The sequence below is a fragment of the Aliiruegeria lutimaris genome, from assembly GCF_900099935.1.
In the GTDB taxonomy this organism is placed as follows: Bacteria; Pseudomonadota; Alphaproteobacteria; order Rhodobacterales; family Rhodobacteraceae; genus Tropicimonas; species Tropicimonas lutimaris.
The window spans coordinates 190644-208274 of the sequence record NZ_FNEK01000001.1; the positions used below are offsets into that span (position 1 = coordinate 190644).

General features: G+C 63.1%; 18 protein-coding genes. 5 read left to right on the top strand and 13 right to left on the bottom strand.

What is annotated here, in order from left to right; genetic code table 11:
- Positions 1-76: 76 nt before the first annotated feature.
- The 3 genes from BLR85_RS00970 to BLR85_RS00980 form a co-directional block, all read right to left on the bottom strand.
- Positions 77-589, bottom strand: a complete 513-nt coding sequence (locus BLR85_RS00970) for a hypothetical protein (protein ID WP_093147600.1) — start codon at positions 587-589, stop codon at positions 77-79.
- Between the two features lie 138 nt (positions 590-727).
- Positions 728-1195, bottom strand: coding sequence for a DNA polymerase III subunit chi (locus tag BLR85_RS00975; protein WP_093147604.1), 468 nt, complete (start codon positions 1193-1195; stop codon positions 728-730).
- Positions 1196-1199: 4 nt separating this feature from the next.
- Positions 1200-2675, bottom strand: coding sequence for a leucyl aminopeptidase (locus BLR85_RS00980; RefSeq protein ID WP_093147607.1), 1476 nt, complete (start codon positions 2673-2675; stop codon positions 1200-1202).
- A 174-nt stretch (positions 2676-2849) separates the two neighbouring features.
- On the opposite strand from BLR85_RS00980, the gene BLR85_RS00985 reads away from it, so the two are divergent.
- The 5 genes from BLR85_RS00985 (at position 2850) to BLR85_RS01005 (ending at position 6961) form a co-directional block, all read left to right on the top strand.
- A complete protein-coding gene (locus BLR85_RS00985) occupies positions 2850-3524 on the top strand; it encodes a DUF2270 domain-containing protein (protein ID WP_244520566.1) in 675 nt (224 codons plus the stop codon).
- A gap of 67 nt (positions 3525-3591) precedes the next feature.
- A complete protein-coding gene (locus BLR85_RS00990) occupies positions 3592-4206 on the top strand; it encodes a hypothetical protein (protein ID WP_093147611.1) in 615 nt (204 codons plus the stop codon).
- 62 nt (positions 4207-4268) lie between these two features.
- Positions 4269-4868, top strand: coding sequence for an exopolysaccharide biosynthesis protein (locus BLR85_RS00995; RefSeq protein WP_093147615.1), 600 nt, complete (start codon positions 4269-4271; stop codon positions 4866-4868).
- Positions 4869-5078: 210 nt separating this feature from the next.
- On the top strand, positions 5079-6431 hold the full coding sequence (locus BLR85_RS01000; protein ID WP_093147619.1) for a DEAD/DEAH box helicase: 1353 nt from the start codon (positions 5079-5081) through the stop codon (positions 6429-6431).
- A gap of 116 nt (positions 6432-6547) precedes the next feature.
- Positions 6548-6961, top strand: coding sequence for a BLUF domain-containing protein (locus BLR85_RS01005; RefSeq protein WP_093147624.1), 414 nt, complete (start codon positions 6548-6550; stop codon positions 6959-6961).
- Between the two features lie 29 nt (positions 6962-6990).
- Here the strand turns inward: BLR85_RS01005 and BLR85_RS01010 are convergent, their stop codons facing one another.
- The 10 genes from BLR85_RS01010 to nuoI form a co-directional block, all read right to left on the bottom strand.
- Positions 6991-8661: a ribonuclease J gene (locus BLR85_RS01010; protein ID WP_093147629.1), complete on the bottom strand. Its 1671-nt coding sequence runs from the start codon at positions 8659-8661 to the stop codon at positions 6991-6993.
- Entirely contained in the window at positions 8662-9435 is a 774-nt protein-coding gene (locus BLR85_RS01015; RefSeq protein WP_093147633.1) for a type III pantothenate kinase, read from the bottom strand. It lies immediately after the preceding gene.
- A 224-nt stretch (positions 9436-9659) separates the two neighbouring features.
- On the bottom strand, positions 9660-10424 hold the full coding sequence (locus BLR85_RS01020) for a biotin--[acetyl-CoA-carboxylase] ligase (RefSeq protein WP_093147636.1): 765 nt from the start codon (positions 10422-10424) through the stop codon (positions 9660-9662).
- 99 nt (positions 10425-10523) lie between these two features.
- The gene (gene nuoN / locus BLR85_RS01025) at positions 10524-11969 is read right to left on the bottom strand and encodes an NADH-quinone oxidoreductase subunit NuoN (protein ID WP_093147639.1); all 1446 of its coding nucleotides are present in this window, start codon (positions 11967-11969) and stop codon (positions 10524-10526) included.
- Positions 11970-11971: 2 nt separating this feature from the next.
- Positions 11972-13522, bottom strand: coding sequence for an NADH-quinone oxidoreductase subunit M (locus BLR85_RS01030; protein WP_093147642.1), 1551 nt, complete (start codon positions 13520-13522; stop codon positions 11972-11974).
- Between the two features lie 4 nt (positions 13523-13526).
- Complete coding sequence (gene nuoL / locus BLR85_RS01035; RefSeq protein WP_093147646.1) at positions 13527-15695, bottom strand: NADH-quinone oxidoreductase subunit L; 2169 nt, start codon at positions 15693-15695, stop codon at positions 13527-13529.
- Between the two features lie 6 nt (positions 15696-15701).
- Positions 15702-16007: an NADH-quinone oxidoreductase subunit NuoK gene (gene nuoK / locus BLR85_RS01040; protein ID WP_093147892.1), complete on the bottom strand. Its 306-nt coding sequence runs from the start codon at positions 16005-16007 to the stop codon at positions 15702-15704.
- Positions 16008-16116: 109 nt separating this feature from the next.
- Complete coding sequence (locus BLR85_RS01045) at positions 16117-16737, bottom strand: NADH-quinone oxidoreductase subunit J (protein WP_093147650.1); 621 nt, start codon at positions 16735-16737, stop codon at positions 16117-16119.
- Position 16738: 1 nt separating this feature from the next.
- Positions 16739-17143 (bottom strand): carboxymuconolactone decarboxylase family protein, encoded by a 405-nt coding sequence (locus tag BLR85_RS01050; RefSeq protein WP_093147654.1) that lies wholly within the window; start codon positions 17141-17143, stop codon positions 16739-16741.
- Positions 17140-17631 carry an NADH-quinone oxidoreductase subunit NuoI gene (nuoI, locus tag BLR85_RS01055; protein WP_068310635.1) on the bottom strand — a complete coding sequence of 164 codons (492 nt, stop codon included), beginning with the start codon at positions 17629-17631 and terminating at the stop codon, positions 17140-17142. The genes BLR85_RS01050 and nuoI overlap by 4 nt, the downstream gene beginning before the upstream one ends.

The following is a 17631-nucleotide window of genomic DNA, read 5'->3' on the forward strand; positions in this document are numbered from 1 at the left end:
CAGGATTGAAGAAAAGACCGGCCGTTCCCTCTCGGGGCGGCCGGTTCTCGTTGGAGCCCTGCGATGCAGGCAAGTTTCAGATCACGAACTCGGATGACGCCGCGCCGGCCTTGTAGACATCGTAGAGCCTGCTGCCTAGAGCCGTGACCTTCTTTGACGCGCCCTTGATATCGGAGAGGCGCCCGACGAGGTAGTCGGGCGCACCATTGAACTGGTTGCACGTGATGTCACAGATCACCTTGGTCCCGCCAATGTCGGAAACGACGAAGTAATGATTGCTGCCGGACCCATCACCGTTCCTTTCGGCAAAGAACATATGAGAGTTGAGCGCGTGGTTGCGCAACACGCAAAACTTCGTAGCCACCACGGATGCCCAGATGCAAAGACCACTCATCATGTCACCACCCGGCAACGGTATATTCATAGCGCGGCATTTCGTACGGGTCAGGTCTATCAGGTCGTTCCAGACTACATCGTTGACACCATAATGACCGTTCGCGGCGGGCAGGTCTTCGTTCTTTACCGCGTTGTAAAGCATATAGGAATTCTGAACGAACACAGCATCGGGCTTCTTTATGACAATGGCCATTGGATGATTTGCTTTCTTGGCTGGAATGCACGAAAGGTCCCCGGACCACGCAGCGATCCGGCGATCAAAGGCGAAATTGTAAACCTAAGCTTAGTTTGCCCTCCGGCGCTTTGGCAATCCTCGCGCCCGCAATGCGCTTTATCCCGCCTTGCTCTCCGCCTTCACCTCCCAGCGGCCGCTCTCTTCGGACCAGTATTGCGCCGCCGCCCCCGCGCCTGTCAGCCCCTTCCACTGGCCGCGCGCATGTTGCACCGCCGCCGGGTCGTGGCCGTCAAACAGGATGCAGACCCGTTCCAGCGCCTCGATCTCGGCCGCCGTCACCGCCGCCCCATCGATGGACATCAGAACAGTCGCGCCATTGGGCATCTCTACCCCCGCCGTCAGCAGCACCGGTTGATCGGCATCCTGCGGCCCGCCAGCGAGGCCGTGCGGCAGGAAGCCTTCCTCCGGGCCGAGCCAGAGTTTCTGGTCGAGAAGTTGCAGGCGCCCCGCATCCGACCCACGCACCACGACGCGCCAGTCCCGTTGCAGGGATTTCTCCAGCAGCATCGCAAGCGTCACCTCGAGCGGGTGCCGGGTCAGGTGGTAGAAGAGCGCCTGCCCCATCGGTTCAGCCCGCCTCGTAGCCGTCGCGGATCATCCGGTCGAGCGCCATCACGCCCCAGCCGGACGCGCCCTTGGGCGCCCATGCCGGCGGCTTGGCGGGCTGGGCTACGCCGGCGATATCGAGATGGATCCAGGGCGTACCTTCCTTGACGAAGCGATGCAGGAACTCGGCGGCGGTGATCGAGCCACCGGCGCGCGTGCCCACATTCTTCAGGTCTGCCTTCTCGGATTTCAGAAGTTCGGCGTAGCTCGCCCCGATCGGCATGCGCCATGCGCCCTCGCCCTCGGCCCCGGCCGCATTCAGGAAAGCACCTGCGAAAGCATCGTCATTGGAGAAAACGCCGGCATTGTCATGGCCGAGCGCCAGAATGATCGCGCCGGTCAGCGTGGCCAGATCAATCATGCCGCAGGGGTTGAAGCGTTCCTGCGTGTACCACATCACGTCGCCCAGAACGAGCCTGCCCTCGGCATCGGTGTTAATCACCTCCACCGTGTCGCCCTTCATCGAGGCGACAATATCGCCCGGCCGTTGGGCCTTGCCGTCCGGCATGTTCTCGACAAGCCCGACAACGCCAACGACATTGGCCCTGGCCTTGCGCAGCGCCAGCGTCTTCATCACGCCGGAGACGACACCCGCGCCGCCCATGTCCATCGTCATGTCTTCCATGCCGGCGCCCGGCTTCAGCGAGATGCCACCCGTGTCGAAGACCACACCCTTGCCGATCAACGCCAGCGGGGCTTCCTCGCCGCCGCCATTCCAGCGCATGACGACGACCTTGGAGGGGCTCTCGGAGCCCTGTCCGACGCCGAGCAGCATGGTCATGCCCTGCTTCTCCAGCTCCGCCTCGTCGAGCACCTCGACCTTGACGCCCAGTTCGCCAAGCGCCGCCAGCTTCTCGGCGAAGCTCTCTGTGGTCAGGTAATTCGCCGGCAGGTTGACAAGGTCGCGCGTGAAATAGACGCCCTCGGCCACCGCCTCGACCGCTTCCATCTGTGCATTGAGTCCGTCGGGATCTGTCACCATGAGCGTGAAGGAACCGGCGGCCTGCTCCGCGGCCTCGCCCGTGCGGCACTCCTTGAAGGCGTAGCTGCGCAGTGACGCGCCGAGCGCCAGATCGCCGAGCGCCTTGCGCGCACCGCCCAGGACCAGCACGTCGCCCTTGCCGCGCGCGGCACCGATGGCGGCGCCAGCCTTGCGCAGATCGACCGGCGAGGACTTGGCGTCAAGCCGCACCACCTGCACCGCGCTCGCGGCCATCCCCACGGGCCAGGCCAACTCCACCGCCTCGCCATTGCCGAGCTTGCCGAAGGCGTCGCTCTCGGCGAAACGCGCCAGTGCGCCCTTGGTCAACCGGTTCACCCGCCGCGCTGCCTGATCCAGCTTGCCGCCTTCGGGCAGGAAGACGGTGACGCGCCCCTCGAAGCCGGCAATGGCGTCGAGGTCGAGCGGCAGGATGTCGATGACGGGAGGGGTGGTCATTGGGGCTGTCTCCATAGCTTGTTTGCCTTCCTACCTAAGTGGCGGCGCGGCAATGTACCAGCACCCGCAAGCGCCTTTGGCCCGGATCTGCGGTTTCCCCAAGGACATGGGCGCATTAGGCTGAGGTCGGGCGCCCTGATCAAGAGGCGTCTGCCATGCGCTTTGGGAGGAGCCATGAAAGACGACAGCAAGAACGCCCGCGAGTTCACCGCAGCCGAAATGGGTGCCCTGGCGCATCTTTATCGCGGCGAGGTCTATCGCTCGACCATCTGGCGCACCCGGCTCGACACCACGACCAACTGGTCCATCGTCTCGCTCGGCGCCGCGCTTTCGATCTCCTTCTCCAGCTCCGAAGCATCTTCCTTGCCACTTTTGCTGGTCGGGTTGCTGATTTCGACCATGATGGTGCTGGAAGCCCGCCGCTATCGCTACTTCAATGTCTGGCGCGCGCGGGCCCGTTACCTGGAGGTGCATCTCTATGCGCCCATGCTGCAAGACGGCGACCTGCACACCGAGAAGGACTGGCAGAAGGTCCTGGCGGAGGACTACTGGCGGCCCGATTACCATGTCTCGTTGCTGACCGCGATGGGGCGGCGGATCCGGCGGAATTACCTGTGGATCCTGACCGTGCAGATGGTCGCCTATATCGGGAAACTGGTCATTCATCCGACCTCCGCAACCTCGATCCGCGAAGTGATCGACCGCGCCGATACCGGCCCGATACCCGGCGAATTGATTCTCGGCGTGGGAGTTGCCTATCTCAGTGCCTTCCTCGTTATCGCCCGTGTCACCGGCCGGCGCGACGCTCGCCGTTCCGCCTTGCGCGATCGCGGTCGTTCGCTGGGTTGACCCCGAATCTGATAGGCTTTCCACGCGGACCAAAGCGGCCCGGAACAGAACGAGAGGCGCCTGACGCATGCCGAAACAGAACCGTGTCCTGCCGACGGGCGAGATCGTCGCGCTGACCGAGCGCGGCGGTTTCATGGGCAATCGTGGCGTGCTGCATGACGATGCCGGCAGGCTTGGAACCCGCCGCTGGACGCATCGCCGCTGGATCTGCTGCCGCCTTTCCTTTCGCGGCCGACAGCGGCAGGTCATGGCGCCCGGCGCCTATACCGAGCTGTTCTTCCTCGACGAGGCTGTCGCGCTGGCGGCCGGTCACCGGCCTTGCGCGGAATGCCGTCGCGCCGCCTACGACGCATATCGCGCCGCATGGGAGCGCGCGCATGGCCAAGCTGCCCGGGCGGACGAGATCGACCGCGAGCTCCATCGCGACCGGCTCCTGCCAAACCGCGGCCAACGCCGACTCACCGCCGAAGCAGGCAGGCTGCCCGACGGCACCTTCATTCTGCATTGCGGCCGTCCCGTTTTGCTGACCGCCGGGCGGGCGTATTCTTTTTGCCCGGGCGGCTACGAGGTCACCGAGCGCCCCTCCCCGCGCACGCCCGTTAAAGTGCTCACGCCAGCGTCGAGTCTCGCGGTGCTGGCCGCGGGCTATCATCCAGAACTTCACCGGACTGCGGCGGTGTGACCATTCCACCGGCGACGCCGGCAAGGTAGCCTCGGGTTGGAACGATTGCCGAACCGGAACCGATGGTCGCCTTCAAAACGGAACCGCCCCTTCAGAGTATTCTGCATGCGTTGGCCGACACCATCGGCACACGCGAAAAGGTGCTGCTCGGCGAGTTGACCGATTCTCTCGGACGGCGGGGATTCGGCCCCGTGATACTGCTGGCTTCCGCGATGATGGTTCTGCCGACCGGCATGGTGCCGGGCGTGCCGGCCTTCATGGGGGTTATCCTGCTGCTGGCCGGCGGGCAGATGCTCAGCGGGCGGCACGAGCTCTGGCTGCCGCCGAAGATCTACGGAATCGTTCTGCCCGGACCGGCACTTCGGCGCGGAATCGCACGGGCCGTGCCGCTGGCAGGGCGCTTGTCCCGTTGGCTGCGGCTGCGCTGGCTCTTTCTTGTAAACGGATTTCTCTCGCGCTGGATGATAGCGCTGATCCTGATCCTGACAAGCGGCGTGATCATCGTCATAGGGGCGATTCCCGGCCTGCCATTCCTGCTCGCTCTGCATTTGGTCGCCTTCGGCCTCGGCCTGACCGTCGGCGACGGGGTCTTTGTTGCCGCCGGATATGGAATCTTTCTGCCGGCCGCGACGCTGGCCGCGCACCTTTCGGGCTTTCTATGAGGGGTATTTGCCCCTGATTCTCGAAAAATGTGTGAAATTGCGTGTATTTTGCCCGAGAGATAGCGCTCTCCCCGCCGGTCGCGTTGACCCGGCAGCACCTGTGCGCTAAACGGCCCATGCCCGCGATGCGCGCGAGGCATTCCGCAGGGACGTCCAGATATAACGTCCCAAACATCCGCGACTTCTGCCCGTCGCCAAGATTGGACGTACATGACGAAATTTTCCGACCTGAACCTGGACCCGAAGGTCCTCAAAGCCATCGTGGATACTGGCTACGAAACGCCGACTCCGATTCAGGCCGGGGCGATTCCACCCGCGCTCGAGGGCAAGGACGTGCTGGGCATCGCCCAGACCGGAACAGGCAAGACCGCTTCCTTCACCCTGCCCATGATCACGCTGCTCGGCCGTGGCCGCGCCCGTGCCCGGATGCCGCGCAGCCTCGTGCTGGCGCCGACGCGCGAGCTGGCCGCCCAGGTGGCGGAGAATTTCGACGCATACGCGAAATACACCAAGCTGACCAAAGCGCTGCTGATCGGCGGCGTCTCCTTTGGCGAACAGGACAAGCTGATCGACAAGGGCGTCGATGTGCTCATCGCGACGCCGGGCCGCCTGCTCGACCATTTCGAGCGCGGCAAGCTGCTCTTGACCGGCGTTCAGGTCATGGTGGTGGACGAGGCCGACCGGATGCTCGACATGGGGTTCATCCCCGATATCGAGCGCATCTTCCAGCTCACCCCCTTCACCCGCCAGACACTGTTCTTCTCGGCCACCATGCCGCCCGAGATCGAGCGCATCACCAACACCTTCCTGCATGCGCCGGTCAAGATCGAGGTCGCCCGCCAGGCGACGGCCTCGGAGACGATCACGCAAGGGCTGTGCCAGTTCAAACCCTCGCGCCGGGACCGCACCGCGCAGGAGAAGCGCACCATGCTGCGCGAATTGATCAAGCGCGAAGGCGCGGAATGCCGTAACGCGATCATCTTCTGCAACCGCAAGGTCGACGTGGATATCGTTGCCAAGTCACTGAAAAAGCACGGGCTGAATGCCGAACCGATCCATGGCGACCTCGAACAATCGCACCGCACGCGGACGCTGGACGGTTTCCGCGACGGCTCCATCCTCTTTCTCGTGGCCTCCGACGTGGCCGCGCGTGGCCTCGACATTCCCAATGTGAGCCATGTCTTCAATTTCGACGTGCCGAACCATGCCGAAGACTACGTGCACCGGATCGGCCGGACCGGACGGGCCGGGCGCGAAGGCCGGGCCTTCACCATCGCCACCCCTGCCGACGACAAGCAGCTTGCCGCGGTGGAGAGCCTTCTGGAGCATGAAATCCCGCGCATCGAAGCGCCGGAGCTGCCCAAGCGGGAAATCCGCCCGCGCCGGGGCGAGGAGCCCCGCGCAGAGCCGGAGGCCAAGCCGGTTCAGGCCGAGGCCAAACCGGAACAGGAAACTGGCCGTCCGCGCCGCACCCGTGGCCGTCGCGGCGAGCCGCGCGACAACGGCCAGGTCGTTGGCATGGGCGATCACGTGCCGGACTTTATCCTGCGCTCTTTCTCCTGACCCCGCCTTCTGGGGAAGCAAATCGGCCTGCGCGACGTCTCGCAGGCCGAAATGATGGATTTTCTCACCAATTCGTGCAATCGAATGGTTAATTTGGTGAAAAGATCCAAAATCACATGCAATGGCTCGTCTATCTTAGCGAGGCCCGCGTAGGGCCGAAATCGGCGGACGCGGCGCAGATTTATCTAACGGCCCGGAAACGGAACCGGGAGCTTGGACTGACGGGCTACCTGCACCGGGAAAACGGCTGTTTCCTGCATTATGTCGAGGGGCCTGCAGAGGGGCTCGAGACGCTCTTGGTGAGCCTGCGGCGGGACTGGCGTCATCAGAATATGCAAATTTTCGGACGCGGCCCGCTGAAATCCCGCCGTTTTCCCGACTGGGACATGGCCTTCACAGAAACGCCGGATGCCAGCTTTGCAATGTGGCTTGGCGTCTCGGCCGGAGACGGACCCTGCGCACAAGCGCTTGCCGAAGCCAGCTCCGAAACGGTGCTGGCCTTTTTCGACAGCTTGCGCGATGCGGGCTAGATCTCCGGCCGCGATGTTTTCGACCTCGATCAGGCCAGCCGCGAAATCACCACCGTAACTTCGGGCTTCTTACCGATCTCCTCGACTGAAACCTGGCGCACCACGCGGCGCAGGCCGGATTCGAGCTTCTCGTCATCCGTCAGCAGCTTGTCATTAGCCCGCGCAAGAAACTGCGCCGCCTCGGCCTCGACGAGCTCTACCAGCGGCGCGTTGGAGCGCCCCGTCTCGACAAGGCCCATCGTCTCGGCCCAGGGCTCGCCCAAAGGTTCGTCCTCTTCGTCGAGGATGACGTTCAGCATGACATGGCCGTTGAGCGCCATGCGGATCCGGTCGCGCACGACACCATCCAGCGCACCGACCTTCTGCGCGCCGTCGAGATAAACGCGCCCCGTCTCCACGTGTTCGCAAACAACAGGGTACTCCCCGGTCAGGTCGAGCATCGTGCCATTGGTGGCGACCTTGGAAGTGATCCCCTTGGCCTCGCCCGCCTCGGCATGGCGGCGGAGCATGCGGTGTTCGCCATGCATCGGGATCAGCATCTGCGGCCGCATCAGCTCATGCACCGCCTCAAGGTCCGGCCGATTGGCGTGGCCGGAGACATGGTAGAGCGAGGAGGAATCGTCGACCACGTTCACGCCCATTTCCGAAAACGCATTCACGTTGCGCAGAACGCCCCGCTCGTTGCCGGGAATGGTCTTGGAGGAGAACAGGAACGTATCGCCCTCGGCCAGTTCCAGCCCGAGATATTTCCCCCGCGAGAGCTGCGCGGTGGCCGCGCGGCGTTCGCCCTGGCTACCGGTCACGATCAGCATCAGGTTCTCGCGCGGAATATCCTCGGCCTCTTCGTGGCTGATCACCGGCGGGAAATCGGTCAGCACGCCGGTCTCCACCGACGCCTGCACCATGCGCAGCATCGCACGGCCCATGAGGCAGACCGAGCGCCCCGCCTCTCGGCCCGCTTCGGCCAGCGTCTTCACCCGCGCCACGTTGGAGGCAAAGGTGGTAGCGACGAACATGCCGGAGCTTTGCAACACCAGGTCGCGGATATTGTTGGTCAATGTCGATTCCGAGCGGCCCGGATTTTCGACGTGAACATTGGTCGAGTCGCAGACCAGCGCCTTGATGCCGTCCGCGGCGATGTCATGCCAAAGCTCGGCATCGAAGGGTTCGCCCACGACCGGCGCGCCATCGAGCTTGAAATCGCCGGTATGGACGATGCGGCCCACCGGCGTGTCGATCACCAGCGCCGAGCTTTCCGGGATGGAATGGGAAACCGGCAGGAAGGAAATCTGGAACGGCCCGGCTTCGATCGTCTCCGGGAAGGCCTCGACGACATGGACCTGCTCGGGATCGTTGCCCCGCTCCTCCATCTTGCGTTGAGCCAGATGGCCGGTGAACCGCCGGCAATAGACCGGCGCGCGCAGATCCCGCCAGAAATGGCCAATACCGCCGATATGATCCTCGTGACCATGGGTAATAAGGATGGCTTCCAGCCGGACGGCCCGCTCGATCAGCCAGGACATGTCCGGAAAGATCAGGTCAACGCCGGGGGTTGTCTCCATGTCGGGGAAAGTCACGCCGAGGTCCACCAAAATCAGGCGTTCCTTGCCGGGCTTTCCCCAGCCATAGACATAGGCATTCATGCCCACCTCGCCGGCCCCGCCCAAAGGCAGGTAGATCAGTCGTTCCGCACCGCTCATTTACTGGTTTTCCTTATTGTAGCGATGGATGACCGTCAGGCCGTGCATCGTCAAATCATCTTCAATCACGTCAAACAGTACATCGCCCTGGCTGAACAGAGGTGCAAGCCCCCCGGTGCCGATGATCTTCATCGGACGCTCACGCTCCTCCAGGATCCTGTCACAAACGCCCCGGACAAGCCCGACATACCCCCAGAACACACCGGATTGCATACAGGCGACCGTATTCGTTCCTATCACATGCTCTGGCTTGGTGATATCGACATGCGGCAGCGCCGCGGCCGCAAGGTGCAGCGCCTCCAGCGACAGGTTCACCCCCGGCGCGATGACGCCGCCGATATAGGCCCCGTCCTTGGACACCACGTCGAACGTCGTCGCGGTGCCGAAATCCACCACCACGAGGTCGCCACCATGCCGGTCGAAGGCGCCGGCGGTGTTCACGAGCCTGTCGGGACCGACCTGAGCGGAACGGTCCACCCGCGGCGGGTTCGGCAGCAGGCAGTCTGGCTTGCCGACCACGAGCGGACGACAGTTGAAATAGCGATCCGCCAGGACACGAAGGTTGAAAACCACGCGCGGCACGGTCGAGGAGATGATCACCTCGTCGATTTTTACGTCGAGCCCGTGATGTTGCATGAGCGTCGAGAACCAGACGAAATACTGGTCCGCCGTTCGTTGGTGCTCAGTCGCCGTGCGCAGCATGGTCAGGAATTTCTCACCATCCCAGACGGCGAAGACGGTGTTGGTGTTGCCGGTATCGATGCACAGAAGCATGGGCTGAGCCTATCGAGCTGGGGATGAGTAAGACGAGACGCGGGAAAGCCACGCACCGTTGAAGCGGCCGGACGGGGGGTGCTCCCCCCGGAGTATTTCGACCAGGAAGACGGTGGAGTGCTTTTTGGCACAAATACTGCCGTCGAAGGCGCGACCCGCAGGATCATAACGCCGAATACGCTTCGAATTATCCCTGTTCCTCGGCACGGTTGCCCCTCCTCTCGTCAAAAGAAAATATCTGCTGCGGGTATGGTACGCTGCTCCGTCGCGTTCCGCAGGACGATATTGCCATGATCGTCGATGGTCTCGAAGGTACCAGAGATTTCTTCCGCAGCCGTCCGGGCCGTGACGACCTCACCGAGGCGTGCGGCCCGCGACAGCCAGGCTTCGCGGACCGGTGCGAAACCATAGGTCGATAGTTGAAGTTCGTGGCGTGCATAGGCAGGGGCCAGCGCGTTCAGGAAATCCAACGGGTCAACCGAAAGGCCGGTCTCGGCAGCCAGGGAAACGGGCCGCAAGGCGCGCGTTTCGAGCTGCGCCGCAGCCGGCGCGGCGACGAGATTCACGCCAATGCCAATGGAAAGGAAGGAGACATCCCCCCCCTGGCCGGCGGATTCGAGCAGGATTCCGGCCACCTTGCCGCCATTGAGCAGCACGTCATTGGGCCATTTGAGCGCAAAGGGTTCAGTCCGGCCTGTCGTTGCCACGAAGGCATCGAAGAGGGCCAGCGAGGCGGTGAAGCTCCGCAGCGCGGCAAGACCCGCCCCAAGCGCGGGACGCATCACCAACGTCGCTGCGAAGTTTCCCTTGGGGTTGACCCATTCCCGGCCACGGCGGCCACGTGCGGCGGTCTGGTTGAATGCGAGGATCCAGGTCGGGCCAGAGAGCTCTGGCACCCTGCGTTGTGCCTCGGCCATGGTGCTGTCAGTTTCCGGCAGGATGACGCGATCATAGCCGGTCGGCCAATCCGTCGGGAGGGTAGTGGTCATGGGGCCATCCCCTTCGCTGCGTCGGGAACAGGCGCGGCTGCTCCTAAAGGAACGGCCCGGGCTCAGCGCCCGGGCCGGAATTCGGGGCCTTTGCGCGGATCAGTTGATCACGAGCGAGGCGGCGGCATTGGCGGCCAGACCGTCGATGCCGAAGAGGTTGATCACGCCCAGCACCATGATCGCGGCGCAGGCCATGAGCACGGACCACTGGATCGGGGACATGGTGCCGTCGATCTGATCGGCCTCGTCGGAGCCGAAATACATGTAGTAGACGATCCGCAGGTAGTAGAAGGCCGATATGACGGAGGCGATGGCGCCGGCCACGGCGAGCCAGACCAGGCCCGCGTCCAGCGCGGCCATCAGCACGGCGAACTTGCCGAAGAAGCCCACCAGCGGCGGCACACCGGCCAGCGAGAAGAGCAGCACCAGCATCGCCAGCGCCTTCACCGGCTCTTTCTTGGAGAGCATGTTCAGGCTGTCGATCCGGGTGATGTGCTGCCCGTCGCGTTCCATCGACAGGATGAAGGCGAAGGTACCGATATTCATGGTGACATAGATCGCCATGTAGATCAGCATCGCGCTCACGCCGGTCTGCGTGCCGGCGGCAAGGCCGATCAACGCGAAGCCCATATGCGAGATCGACGAGTAGGCCATCAGCCGCTTGATGTCGCGCTGGCCGATCCCGGCGATGGCGCCGAGGATGACCGAGAGCACCGCCATCAGCGCCACGATCTGCTGCCAGTCGGCGACGGCATTGCCGAAGGCATCGTGCATCGCGCGGGCAAACATCGCCATGGCGGCCATCTTGGGCGCGGAGGCGAAGAAGGCCGTTACCGGGGTCGGCGAACCTTCGTAGACATCGGGTGTCCACATATGGAAGGGGACGGCGGACACCTTGAAGGCGAGGCCCGAGATGATGAAGGTCAGGCCGAGCAGCAGGCCGAAGCCGACATGGCCATCGGTCGCGGCGGCGAAGATATCCTTGAACACGGTCGAGCCGGCATAGCCATAGGCGAGCGAGGAGCCGTAGAGCAGCAGGCCCGAAGAAAGCGCGCCGAGGATGAAGTATTTCATGCCCGCTTCGGTGGAGCGCAGGCTGTCGCGGCGGATCGAGGCGAGCACGTAGAGCGAGAGCGATTGCAACTCGAGGCCCATGTAGAGTGCGATCAGGTCGCCAGCGGAGATCATGACCATCATGCCGACTGTCGAGAGCACGATGAGGATCGGGTATTCGAAGACCAGCGCGCCGCGGCGACTGAAGAAGCCCTCGGAGAGGATCAGCACGAAACCGGAGGCCAGAAGCAACGTCACCTTGGCGAAGCGGCCAAAGGCGTCATCGACGAACATGCCGCTGAAGGCGACGCGGGTTTCGCCGCCCGAGAGCATGATCCAGATCGCCGTGGCGATGACCACCGCCGCCGAGATCCAGGTCAGCAGCGAAGCCACCTTGTCCTTGCCGGTCCAGACCGCCACGAGCAGCGCTACCATGGCATAGAGCGCGAGGAAGATCTCGGGCAGGATGATTGCGAGGTCGGAAGAACTCATCGTCAGTGGTCTCCAGCCGAGGCCAGCTCGGTCGCCGGCGCATAGTCGTTCAGGGCAACTTCGTAGTTACCGATAAGGGCCTCCACGGAGGGGCCGATAATGTCGGTGACCAGCGCCGGGTAGACCCCCAGCAGCAGGGTCATGACCACGAGCGGGGCAAAGATCGCCTTCTCGCGCTTGTCCATGTCCTTTATGGACTTGAGGCTCTCCTTGATCAGCTGGCCCAGCATGACCCGGCGATAGAGCCAGAGCCCGTAGCAGGCCGAGAAGATCACACCCGAGGTCGCTACAACCGCCACCCAGGTATTGACCTGGAAGATGGCCATCAACGTCAGGAACTCGCCGACGAAGCCCGAGGTGCCGGGCAGGCCGACATTGGCCATGGTAAAGAGCATGAAGATCAGCGCGTAGACCGGCATCCGCTCCATCAGGCCGCCATAGGCTGCGATATCGCGGGTATGCATCCGGTCATAGACCACGCCGACAACAAGGAAGAGCGCGGCGGAGACGAAGCCGTGGCTGATCATCTGGAAGATCGCGCCGTCGAGCCCCTGCTGGTTTACCGTGAAGATGCCCATGGTGACATAGCCCATATGGGCGACAGAGCTGTAGGCGATGAGCTTCTTCATGTCCTCCTGCGCCATGGCGACGAGCGAGGCGTAGACGATGGCGATGGCCGACATCCAGAGCACGAAGGTGGACATCACCTCGGATCCGACCGGGAACATCGGCAGGCTGAACCGCAGGAAGCCGTAGCCGCCCATTTTCAACAGCACCGCGGCCAGGATGACCGAACCGGCGGTCGGTGCCTGCACGTGCGCGTCCGGCAACCAGGTATGGACCGGCCACATTGGCATCTTCACCGCGAAGGAGGCGAAGAAGGCGAGGAAGAGGAGCGTCTGAAGCCCGCCGACGACCTGGATCCCGAGGACGGGGAAGGTCTCGGAGGCGAAGGTGTGGTTCATCAGCGTCGGAATGTCGGTCGTGCCGGCATCGACATACATCGCGATCATCGCCACCAGCATCAGCAGCGAGCCGAGGAAGGTGTAGAGGAAGAACTTGAAGGCCGCGTAGATGCGTTCCTTGCCACCCCAGATGCCGATGATAAGGAACATCGGGATCAGGCCTGCCTCGAAGAAGAGATAGAAGAGCACCAGGTCCAGAGCGGTGAAGACGCCGAGCATCAGCGTTTCCAGCATCAGGAAGGCGATCATGTATTCCTTCACCCGCGTGGTGACGCCCCAGCAGGCGCCAATGGTCAGTGGCATCAGGAAGGTCGTCAGCATCACGAAGAGGATCGAGATGCCGTCCACGCCCATCTTGTATTTCAGCCCCAGCAGCCACTCGCGGTCTTCGACGAACTGAAAGCCCGTGTCGGTGGAGTCGAAGCCGAAGAAGAGGAAGAGCGAGATGAAGAGCGTCGCGGAGGTCGCGATCAGTGCCAGCCACTTGGCATTGCGCTGCGCGGCCTCATCCTCGCCGCGCAGGAAGAGCGCGAGGATCAGCGCCGCGATCAGCGGCAGGAAGATGATGATGGAGATCAGGTTCTGCATTGTCTCAGTTCCCCGCAATCGTCATCCAAGAGACAAGGATCACGATGCCTATCACCATGGCGAAGGCGTAGTGGAAGATGTATCCGCTCTGTGCGCGCCCGGCGAGGCGGGTGAACCAGGGGATGATCCCCATTGTCAGCCCGTTGATGGCGCCGTCGATCGTCGCCCCGTCGCCCTTCTTCCACAGGAAGCGGCCGAAGGCACGGGCCGGGTTCACGAAGACCGCGTCATAGATCTCGTCGAAATACCACTTGTTGAGCAGGAAGTTGTAGAGAGGCCGCTGGTTCTCGGCCAGTTTTGCCGGCCAGTCGGGACGGCGGATATACATCTGGTAAGCAAGGCCAAGGCCCAGCAGCATGGCGATGAAGGGCGAGACCTTCACCCAGATCGGCGAAGCGTGCGCATCGTCGAGAACGTGGTTGTTCTCGCCGAAATAGATCGCCCCGTCGCCCGGATTGCCGCCAAAGGCCGCGTGATGCTCGCCCTCGGTCGCATGTTCCTCCGCGGCCTCGGTGGCGTGGGCCGTGGCAGCCTCCTCGCCATGCTCGGCCTCGGCGGTGCCGTCAGCCATGTGCGTGGCATGGGTCTCGTCCGTGTGGCCCTCCACCGAGGCTTCGGCATGAACCTCCTCGCCCTGAAGCGGGATGCCGTAGAAGCTGGCAACCTTGTCTGTATGGCCGAAGAAGGAGCCGTAAAAGAGCATGCCGGACAGGATCGCCCCTGCGGCCAGCACGTAGAGCGGGACCAGCATGGTCATCGGGCTCTCATGGGCGTGCTCATGGGTGTGCTTGTCGCCGCGCGCCTCGCCGTGGAAGGTGAGGAACATCAGGCGCCAGGAGTAGAAGGAGGTCATCAGCGCCGCGATGACCAGCATCACGAAGGCGAAGCCGGAGGCTTGCGTGCCACCCGCCCAGGCGCTCTCGATGATCGCGTCCTTGGAGAGGAAGCCGGCAAAGCCGATCCCCGTCAGCGGGATGCCGACACCGGTGATGGCCAGCGTGCCGATCATCATGATCCAGTAGGTGACCGGGAACTTGCCCTTGAGGGCACCGTAGTTCCGCATGTCCTGCTCGTGATGCATGCCGTGGATCACGGAGCCTGCGCCGAGGAAGAGCATGGCCTTGAAGAAGGCGTGGGTCAGCAGGTGGAACATGGCGGCCGAATACATGCCGACACCGGCGGCGACGAACATGTAGCCGAGCTGCGAACAGGTCGAATAGGCAATAACGCGCTTGATGTCGTTCTGCACCAACCCAACCGTCGCGGCGAAGAAGGCCGTGATCGCACCGATATAGACGATGAAGGTGGTCGCGCCCGGCGCGAATTCGTAAAGCGGCGACATCCGGCAGACGAGGAACACGCCCGCTGTCACCATGGTGGCAGCGTGGATAAGGGCCGAAACCGGGGTCGGACCTTCCATCGCGTCCGGAAGCCAGGTGTGGAGCAGGAACTGGGCCGATTTGCCCATCGCACCAACAAAGAGCAGGAAGCCGAGCAGGTTGGCGGCGTTCCAGTCGGTCCACAGGAAGCTGACCTGCGTTTCCGCCAGCATGGGAGCGGCCGCGAACACGTCGTCCAGCGCGACACTGTCGACCAGGAAGAAGAGTCCAGCGATGCCGAGGGCAAAGCCGAAATCGCCGACACGGTTGACGATGAAGGCCTTCATGGCCGCCTCGCCCGCGCTCTCCTTCTTGTAGTAGAAGCCGATGAGCAGGTAGGAAGCCAGACCCACGCCCTCCCAGCCGAAGAACATCTGAACGAGGTTGTCCGATGTCACCAGCATGAGCATGGCGAAGGTGAAAAGCGACAGAAAGGCGAAGAAACGCGCGCGGTAGGGCTCGTCCTCGGGGAAAGCATGGTCATGCGCCATGTAGCCGAAGCTGTAGAGATGGACGAAGGCCGAGACCGTCGTCACCACCACCAGCATGATCGCGGTCAGCCGGTCCAGGCGGATGGCCCAGTCGGCCACGAGCGAGCCGCTGTCGATCCAGCGCATCAGGTGGATCTGCTCGGTCACGCCGTCATGGGTGAGGAACACGATCCAGCTGAAAAAGAAGGACAGGAACAGCAGGCCCGTCGCGGTGATCTGGCCGGCTTTCTCGCCGATCACCCGCCAGAAGAAGCCGCAGATGATGGCGCCGATAAGCGGGGCGAAGAGGATGATGCTTGCCATGTGCCCTTAGCCCTTCATGTTGGAGACGTCTTCGACCCGGATCGTCCCGCGGTTGCGGAAGAAACAGACCAGGATCGCGAGGCCGATGGCCGCCTCGGCGGCGGCAACGGTCAGGATGAACAGGGTGAAGATCTGCCCCGTGAGATCGCCCAGATAGGCGGAGAAGGCGACGAGGTTGATATTGACCGCCAGCAGCACGAGTTCGATCGACATCAGGATGACGATGACGTTCTTCCGGTTCAGGAAGATGCCGAAAATGCCGATGACGAACAGCGCCGCCGCGACAGCCAGGTAATGTTCCAGTTGAACCATTCCGCGGTCCCTCGATCCTTCTTGGCCCTTTCGGGCTTTGCGTTGCGCGGCAAAGCGCGCTTCGTTCAAACGGGCGCCCCTCCTCCCCGAGGGGCGCTCGGCGGGCAGGTTACTTGAGCCCCTCGCCCGGCTTGATATCGACCAGCTCCAGCGTTTCGGCCGGGTCGCGATACATCTGTACCAGGATGTCCTGGCGCTTGATGTCGCGGCGGTGGCGCATGGTCAGCACGATGGCGCCGATCATGGCGACGAGCAGGATGAGCCCGGCAACCTGGAAGAGCAGGAAATACTTGTCATAGAGCAGCAGTCCGAGCGCGGCAGTGTTGTGCGCGCCAGCGCCCTCCGGCGTGCCCACCGGTGTATCAAGGATCGCAACGCCACCGCCCAGCTCCCAGGAGCCGAAGGCCATGGCGAGCTGCATGATCAGCACCAGCCCGATCACGAGGGCCAGCGGCAGTTGCTTGGCCATTTCGGCGCGCAGCTCGGCAAAATCCACGTCCAGCATCATGACAACGAAGAGGAACAGCACCATGACCGCGCCGACATAGACGATGATCAGCAGCATGGCGACGAATTCCGCGCCCAGAAGCACCATCAGGCCCGCGCCCGACAGGAAGGACAGGATCATCCAGAGCACAGAATGGACCGGTTGCCTGGAGATCACCGTGAAGACAGCGCCCACGAGCAGGCACAAGGAAAACAGGTAGAAGACGAAATCGACGACTGTCACGTTACTTTCCTTCCTCGTGCTCGGCGATCACGGCCTGCGCCAGTTCCATCGCCTTCGTCATCGCGGGCACGCCCCCGAAAACGGACATCTGGCCGATCACCTCGGCGATTTCCTGGGCCGTTGCCCCGACCTCCAGCGCGTGGCGCACCGTGAGCTTGATCTGCGGCTCGAGCTGCGAGCCCTGCGCCACCAGCCCGCCCAACGTCACGAAGAGCCGGGTCTTCGCGTCCAGCCCGCCGGGGTTGAACGTGTTGCCGAAGGCCATCTCCATGGCGTCCTTCGGCATTGTCGGCATCATCGAGGTGAAATCGGGGAACTGGAATTTCTCCAGCGCAGGGTTCATGGCTTTCGCCATCTCCTGCGACTGTTCGATCATCGACTGGAATAGCTTGGTGAAATCACTCATCTGTAAGGTGCATCCAGTTCGATATTGCGGGCAATCTCGGCTTCCCAGCGGTCCCCGTTCTCAAGGAGCTTCTCCTTGTTGTAGTAGAGCTCTTCGCGGGTCTCGGTGGTGAACTCGAAATTCGGGCCCTCGACGATCGCATCCACCGGGCAGGCTTCCTGGCAGAAGCCGCAATAGATGCATTTCGTCATGTCGATGTCGTAGCGGGTCGTCCGCCGGGAGCCGTCCGCGCGCGGCTCGGCGTCGATCACGATGGCCTGTGCGGGGCAGATCGCCTCGCAGAGCTTGCACGCGATGCAGCGCTCTTCCCCGTTGGGATAGCGGCGCAGCGCATGTTCGCCACGGAAGCGCGGGCTCAGCGGGCCCTTTTCATGCGGATAGTTCAGGGTGGCTTTCGGCGCCATGAAATACTTCATGCCGAGCTGAAAGCCCTTCCACATGTCCATCAGCAGGAAATACTTGGTCGCGCGGGTCCAGTCGATTGCCAT

Excerpts from the sequence above, each read along its gene's own strand:
- BLR85_RS00975 (WP_093147604.1), bottom strand. The coding sequence starts at position 1,195 with ATGGGGCAGGCGCTCTTCTACCACCTGACCCGGCACCCGCTCGAGGTG.
- nuoL (WP_093147646.1), bottom strand. The coding sequence starts at position 15,695 with ATGGCAAGCATCATCCTCTTCGCCCCGCTTATCGGCGCCATCATCTGC.
- nuoK (WP_093147892.1), bottom strand. The coding sequence starts at position 16,007 with ATGGTTCAACTGGAACATTACCTGGCTGTCGCGGCGGCGCTGTTCGTC.
- BLR85_RS00995 (WP_093147615.1), top strand. The coding sequence starts at position 4,269 with ATGGTCGCCTTCAAAACGGAACCGCCCCTTCAGAGTATTCTGCATGCG.
- BLR85_RS01015 (WP_093147633.1), bottom strand. The coding sequence starts at position 9,435 with ATGCTTCTGTGCATCGATACCGGCAACACCAACACCGTCTTCGCCGTC.
- BLR85_RS00980 (WP_093147607.1), bottom strand. The coding sequence starts at position 2,675 with ATGACCACCCCTCCCGTCATCGACATCCTGCCGCTCGACCTCGACGCC.
- BLR85_RS01005 (WP_093147624.1), top strand. The coding sequence starts at position 6,548 with ATGCAATGGCTCGTCTATCTTAGCGAGGCCCGCGTAGGGCCGAAATCG.
- BLR85_RS01050 (WP_093147654.1), bottom strand. The coding sequence starts at position 17,143 with ATGAGTGATTTCACCAAGCTATTCCAGTCGATGATCGAACAGTCGCAG.
- BLR85_RS01020 (WP_093147636.1), bottom strand. The coding sequence starts at position 10,424 with ATGACCACTACCCTCCCGACGGATTGGCCGACCGGCTATGATCGCGTC.
- nuoN (WP_093147639.1), bottom strand. The coding sequence starts at position 11,969 with ATGAGTTCTTCCGACCTCGCAATCATCCTGCCCGAGATCTTCCTCGCG.
- BLR85_RS00985 (WP_244520566.1), top strand. The coding sequence starts at position 2,850 with ATGAAAGACGACAGCAAGAACGCCCGCGAGTTCACCGCAGCCGAAATG.
- BLR85_RS01010 (WP_093147629.1), bottom strand. The coding sequence starts at position 8,661 with ATGAGCGGTGCGGAACGACTGATCTACCTGCCTTTGGGCGGGGCCGGC.
- nuoI (WP_068310635.1), bottom strand. The coding sequence starts at position 17,631 with ATGGCAATCGACTGGACCCGCGCGACCAAGTATTTCCTGCTGATGGAC.
- BLR85_RS00990 (WP_093147611.1), top strand. The coding sequence starts at position 3,592 with ATGCCGAAACAGAACCGTGTCCTGCCGACGGGCGAGATCGTCGCGCTG.
- BLR85_RS00970 (WP_093147600.1), bottom strand. The coding sequence starts at position 589 with ATGGCCATTGTCATAAAGAAGCCCGATGCTGTGTTCGTTCAGAATTCC.
- BLR85_RS01000 (WP_093147619.1), top strand. The coding sequence starts at position 5,079 with ATGACGAAATTTTCCGACCTGAACCTGGACCCGAAGGTCCTCAAAGCC.
- BLR85_RS01030 (WP_093147642.1), bottom strand. The coding sequence starts at position 13,522 with ATGCAGAACCTGATCTCCATCATCATCTTCCTGCCGCTGATCGCGGCG.